Annotated in this window: 5 protein-coding genes; all 5 read right to left on the bottom strand. The window is 39.2% G+C overall.

The window, feature by feature from the left end; translation table 11 throughout:
* Nucleotide 1: 1 nt before the first annotated feature.
* Nucleotides 2-1,948 (bottom strand): MFS transporter, encoded by a 1,947-nt coding sequence (locus IV55_RS05915; RefSeq protein ID WP_057810311.1) that lies wholly within the window; start codon nucleotides 1,946-1,948, stop codon nucleotides 2-4.
* A gap of 65 nt (nucleotides 1,949-2,013) precedes the next feature.
* Nucleotides 2,014-2,478 carry a MarR family winged helix-turn-helix transcriptional regulator gene (locus IV55_RS05920; RefSeq protein WP_057810313.1) on the bottom strand — a complete coding sequence of 155 codons (465 nt, stop codon included), beginning with the start codon at nucleotides 2,476-2,478 and terminating at the stop codon, nucleotides 2,014-2,016.
* A 429-nt stretch (nucleotides 2,479-2,907) separates the two neighbouring features.
* Nucleotides 2,908-3,516: a hypothetical protein gene (locus IV55_RS05925; RefSeq protein ID WP_057810315.1), complete on the bottom strand. Its 609-nt coding sequence runs from the start codon at nucleotides 3,514-3,516 to the stop codon at nucleotides 2,908-2,910.
* 1 nt (nucleotide 3,517) lies between these two features.
* Nucleotides 3,518-5,281: an ATP-binding protein gene (locus tag IV55_RS05930; protein ID WP_057810317.1), complete on the bottom strand. Its 1,764-nt coding sequence runs from the start codon at nucleotides 5,279-5,281 to the stop codon at nucleotides 3,518-3,520.
* Nucleotides 5,271-6,380, bottom strand: coding sequence for an SIR2 family protein (locus IV55_RS05935; protein ID WP_157047462.1), 1,110 nt, complete (start codon nucleotides 6,378-6,380; stop codon nucleotides 5,271-5,273). The genes IV55_RS05930 and IV55_RS05935 overlap by 11 nt, the downstream gene beginning before the upstream one ends.
* Nucleotides 6,381-6,515: the final 135 nt, after the last annotated feature.

Raw genomic sequence — 6,515 nt, forward strand, 5'->3', positions numbered from 1 at the left:
TTCAAATCACAGACTGACTACGTCCCTTCGCATGTGATTTCCTCACGCTCGTAAATGGACCAATAATCGATGAAAGCCCGATAATCATTCCAGCTAAAAGGAAGACATGGTTAAAAGCATCTGTTAGCAATTGATCTTTAGTCTTAGCTATTTTCTTAAACAATTTAGTCAATTGCGCATTTAGATCAAGAGCCACTATCCCATGTTTCATTTTGATTAGTGCATGATTTACCCGACCTGTTTTAGCTAGTGAACTGGCCAATTCTGCTTGGCCAAGTGCCAACTGACTTCCCTCACTATTAAGCATCTTTACGTTAGTGGCTACTGGCTCTGACGTATTAGCGTCTTCTGCGTTAATCAATAATTTAGTGATTATTGCATCTTTTTGTGCGTTAAAAAGCTTTTGACCCTCATTAACCTGTGCAGAAAGTGTTGAGAGTGTACCTGGCCGACCGCTAAACTGCTTCTGGAGATCACTTAAGCCATCATATATTTCTTTCAGCTGTGAATTCTGTGGATTCACACTATTAGGAACACTAAGCACAGCTGTCTTTAGACGATGCCTGAAAGCGTTACTCTGTAAGTTTGAACCCGCCGTATTCAACTGAACAGTGATTGCTGAGCTAACCGAATGTGGTAACTTCGCATGGTTGATTTCAATTCGAGCATCTTGCTTTATCTGATGTTTAGCATGATTGATGCTGTGAGTCATCGTTCCAACCAATAATGCAATTCCTAAACATGTGCCTAATTGACGAGCTGCGTTTACGATCCCAGAAGCAATTCCAGCTTTATTATCAGGAATCTTTTGTACAGCTGCAACTATTGCCAAACAAGCAAAACCAAATCCACTGCCCAAAATCACCATAAACATAATCATCATTAACTTTGTTGTTTCGGGCTTTAGTCTGGAAAGCAGTACCAAAATCAAGGTCATTAAAATCATTCCACTGGTGATAATCCACTGGTATCCAAATAGTTCCGCTAGCCAGGATCCTACTGGCATCGAAACCATCACGGTAATTGACATAAACATGATAATCATAGATGCATTTAGCGCAGAGTAGCCACGAACATTTTCTAAAAAGAAATTGAACACTAATGAAGAACAAACAATTGTGAAACCACACATGAAGTAGATAATCGTTGAAGCTGTGAAAGTCCGCTCACCAAACAGCTTTAATTCCATCAGCGGGGCCGTTACACGACTCTCAACAATTATAAATACAACTAGGCTAATTAACGACACGCCACCCAATGTCAAACTCGTTGCCGATTTCCATCCAAAATCGTAGCCTTTTACCAACAACAAAGTTAGTGGCGCTAGCGTTAGCGTCAAAAATAGAATTCCCATAACATCGATTTGCTTAGTCAATGAATCATCGACAGACTCCGTAAAACAAATACTCAACAAAAGAACTGTCACAACAACGATTGGTACATTTACAAAAAAAATCCATTGCCAGCTTAAGAATTTTAACAACATCCCGCCAATTGGTGGCCCCGCAGCCGCCGCAACCGCTGTCACTGCACCAATAATTCCAACTGCTTGATTTGCCCTTTTACGACCAAACAAGCTAACTGATAGTGGAATCATAATTGGCGTAACTATTGCACCTCCAATTCCTTGAATAAATCGCATTGAGATCAGCATTAAAAGTGTCTTTGAAAAACCGCAGAGAATTGATCCGCTGCCAAAAATAATAAGCCCAATTAGCATGATTCGTTTTCGGCCAAATTGGTCTCCAAACTTAGCCGCCGGAATTGTAAGGATAGCCATTACCAATACATAAATTGTGCTTATCCAGTTTGTATTGGTCAGTGTCTCCTTAAAATAATTCGTAATATCTGGCAGTGCAATATTCGTGATTGTCGTATCCAGGGTCACCATAAACATAATTGCTCCTAAAGCAATTAGTCCCAAAAATTGCTTTCGTTTTTCACCCATTATGAATTCATCTCCTTGTTGATTATAGAAACAGTTGAGTACGGAAACAGAAAGCCGAAAAATTATTACTTTCTTTCTTCTGCAATTTTCAAGAATAAGTCTTCGGTCTTCACACCAACATCTTCAAGTTCTGCAATTGTCTTATCCGATAACTGTTTATAGATTAGAACAATATCTTCATTCAATTTCTCTGAAAATTGTTGATGTGCTTTAAAAACTTGTTGACCAGTATCCGTCAAGTTCAAGACAACTTCATTTTCAGTTGTCGGAGCAATCGACTTATCAACCAAACCACGTTTACGCAATTGCTGAATTTTTTTCGAAACTGCACCTTTGGTTATACCTTGAAGTTCAGCTAACTTCGTGATGTTGATATTCGGATTCTTGCCAATTTCCTCGATCGTATGCGATTCCGATGGATGTAGTAAAACGCCGGTACCGTAATCGAACGGCATTTTTTCGAGTTCGTTATAGCGATTAATGACCCGTAAGAAAAGACTGGTAAGTTCTGTAGCACGATCCTTTTGCATGGAAAAGCATCTCCTTTACATTTATGTAAGTCTATCACACTCTGTTTACTTAGTATACAGATGAATACGTACACACACCCCGAGCCGCCAACAATTGCCATCTCCATGCAACGATATAACAAGATAGCGACCATTTAGCGTCCGTTCCATCACCTATCACGCCGACACAAAAACGCCCGCAACCATCATCCCTGACAATTACGGGCGTTTCACTTATATCAACTTATCCTAATGGTTTCACTTGCTATCTACAGGCTTAAGGAATCATATGGCATACCACAAAGCAGATAATCATCAAGAATGCACAAAGCTTTAGTTAACTCACCTTGGCAACTTTGACGTCAATTTATGTACTAACTGTTTTGGCCAACAAACACTGGGCGGTCTACTCTATAATTTCTGGTGGTCTTTGCCAAACCATTAGGCGTATTAGACGATGTCTTCAATAAGTTTCGGTTGAAAGGAGCCTTGATTCAGGCTATAGCCATTTTGAAATTTATTACCATAGCCAAATTTGAATTCCTGTTCATAAACTCTACCTGCTAAATCTGAGTAATGCAGTTTGAAGTAATAAAAGTCTAACATCTCGTCAGTTTTTTGAATGCAAAAGGACAAGAAGACCGTTTCTCCTGTTAATGCTGTTGTTGCGCTCAAATAGTCATACAGAGAAAAACTTTGATCATCATTCTCTGATCTAAGCATCCCCGCTAAATTTTGATCATTGTTCTCATACCCCATTTGAATATTCACTGCTGCGGCTTGCCCAACATTTCTGACCCAAATTCCAAATATCATTTTACCCCCCTTATTTTTAATATCGTCATCGCTCAAGTTTAAATACAAATGAGGAAGAATCGACTCAGAACTATTGATCTTGCCCAGTTTCTGATTGAATTCTTGTGTTTTTTCTTCAAGATCCTGCTGTGTTTTTTGAATCCGCGATTGAGCATCAGCCAAAAGCTTCTTATTCTGACGTTCTTTGTGATCATTCCAGATTGCGTATGCCAGGGCCAACCCTGCCAATATATTTGCCAACATATTATCGCTCCTTTGAAATTGGAGAAAGAGATGCAGATACATCAGCGTATTCATCAGCTTCAACACTCAATTCGTACGGAATATCAAAGGCATTACCTGATAAAAGCACAGTGCCTGCTTTCAAGCTAGGAAGTCTCGCTACCATTGTCTTTGTGGCAGAAGGAACATTACGCTGAATAAATTCAAGGTCCATGGCATTTTGAATACGGTGAATGAAAAAGGCTCCCGTCTGCGATAAAACCACTCTAGAAAGCTCACTAGGTATTTGGCTGATTATTCCCAAATAAATATTGAACTTTCTTCCCTCTCTAGCAATTTTCTCAAACGCAGTCGATTCATCATTAGTATTCTCCTTGACATACCTATGCGCCTCATCTAGATATAAATAATAGAATGGCATGTTATCTCTACTGGTCTGCGCCATGGAATAATTAGACTGAAAAATGGCCCGGACTAAATAATTTGAAACTAACCTCAAAGCATCATCATCAAACTCAGTAAGATTCAAAACTAGAAACTTAGATTCGTCATGTAGCACGCTTGTCCAGTCGCTAATCTGTAGCGGCTTTCCATTATCAGAATTTAGTAACCCGTTTTTATCGCCATATTTAGACTTTAAATTTCGAAACCGGCTCATCATTGTTTCTGTATTAGTGCGTACCCGACGATTCCCTTGAACTTCCTCTTCACCGAAAACAATATCGAACCCTTCGTCTATGTCATCAAGTGTTACGTTGCAAGATTGTGTGTCAGTCGCAAGAATACCATCAATAGTTTGTGGTAGGTCTTCAGAAATCACACTAGAAATTTTCCTTAGAAGTTCATCTTCACCCTGAACCTCAGTATATTTCTGAAACCACTCATGTAAAACCTTCGTGTCGTCTATACTATCCCCAAATACCTTTGTGTACCATTTTGTTACCGATCTTTTTAGCATTACAAACGAATCGTGTGTGACGTCAGAAACAGCCATTTTCGTTAAAATAGCATAAATTAATCGACGATTCTCAGCACTTGTTCTCGCAATCTGTAAAGCTCGATTCAAAATTGGTTTCTGAGTTTTTTCACTTGGGAGTAACGCTGCTTCCCAATCTTCTGACAATAATTCTTTAAGTGGGAGATGCATTTTTTGGACATTAATTTGACGAGCAAACTTCAAATGCTCGTAGTCCCCATGAACGTCAAATATTAGAAACCGCACATTCTCCTTAAAACTATCATTCGCCTTACTAAGTCTATCCAAAAGCACTCTAAGCGTTGTTGATTTACCAGAGCCAGTATTACCGAGAATTGCAAAATGAGAAGTTAGTAGTTTTTCAGCATTTATAAATGGATGTACATCAGGATAATTACTGACCGTCCCCATCGATACTAAGTCATCGCCAACACCGGAAAATATTCTATCCAAGAACACAGAATTAACTCCATATACCCTGTCTCCTACCATGGGAAAACTTACAATTCCAGGAGTAAACTTTCCTTCTTTCAGAGTTCCAACTGGCTCACAAGTAAAGGATAATTTTTCTGGAATATCTAGCGAGTTATCTTCCGTCTCCCTATCAAATGCACTGTTTCTAACCTTGGATACGCGAAATAAAACCCCTACATTCCAACGAACTAAAGTATATACAAAATCATTTATTCCTCTAGCGATTTGAACTTTTCCTTGTCTCAAAGTGGCCCCAATATCTGAAGTCCTTGCGGAAAACTCTATATAATCAGCCGCGACTAATTCTACTGACCCAACTTGCCAATCATTCTGCATTAGTGTCCTCCTCGCTATGATTTTCAAATGGATCCTCGTATGCTATTAAATCGGCAAGTGTGTTGAAATGGTGAGCAGAGTCGTTATCTTTCCCATTAGTAATAAATGTGGCCTTGGGATTTCCACTGACCTTTTGCATAAAATCTTTGACCTTACTTTCAGTTTCATCGACAAATGCAATCATAGCAAAATCATCTCTTCCTACTGCTTGCCTTAGCAGTTCATTAATATGGTCATCACCAAAACCAAAACCATTGATTATCAATGTTGTGTTTGGCCTTAGTAATTCAATCGAAAGTTCGCGAAACAAGTCTGAGTACGGAGCCCCTTGGCTATCAGCATACTTAGAGGAAGTTGGAGCAATGACAATCGCATCTTTAGATGCCCAATCAGAAGTTCGAATAATTGTCTCACCCTGTCGTCTCCAATTTAGAGAGCCATGTAGTTTGTAAACTTTAAAAAATGGAGTCACTGGAGACCAATGGTCGCGAAACCGTCGAGCCACATCGACAGGTCTTCTACTATATTCGGTAATGTTAAATTCAGGACGTAATTTTTGCCGAAAACCATCTGTATATGCGTAATTCAATCGGTCTAGTGAGTTTTCTACAAAAAGATCATAATTTGTTGTAAAAATATTGATAGCGTCATCACTTACACGTGTATTTTCACGAAGTCTAGCTATTCGCCGAAAGAATGCCTCATAGACAATTTCGGTGGTCCCCGGATTGTCCATCAAATCACCATTTTGTGGAATATCATCCACAGACTGTCTCTCCATCGCCTCATAGTCTCGTGTAAATCCACCAGAAATCGAATCTACAAGACTAGTTTCTAGGCTATCTCTAATAGTCTTTTCCTCTTTGATCTCCTTCTGCGCAAGCCCGTTTAATCTATTTCCTAACCAAGAGAGAAACTCCTCAATATTCGTGGAGTCATGAGACTTATCAGCCGAATAAAGATTGAGAAGATGTCTCATCCCGGTTGGTTTACTCTTTTTAAAATCTTCAAACGTGGTCTTCATCTGCGGAATTGCCGGAAGTGACGATCCTGACCCCAGCAAAATAGATAAATGTGCAGTTTCAGAAAGTCTTGGCAATATGTATGCACTTAAAGAATCTAGTGGAACTTCCTGGAAGCTTTTTCCGTCTCCACCTTCTATAATTTTGAAGTGTTTTGGTAGATTGCAAATTTAATCCGAATTTTTGGACAAATTTGTCAGCATAACCTGATA

The sequence above is a fragment of the Furfurilactobacillus siliginis genome (assembly GCF_001437435.1).
Taxonomy (GTDB): Bacteria; Bacillota; Bacilli; order Lactobacillales; family Lactobacillaceae; genus Furfurilactobacillus; species Furfurilactobacillus siliginis.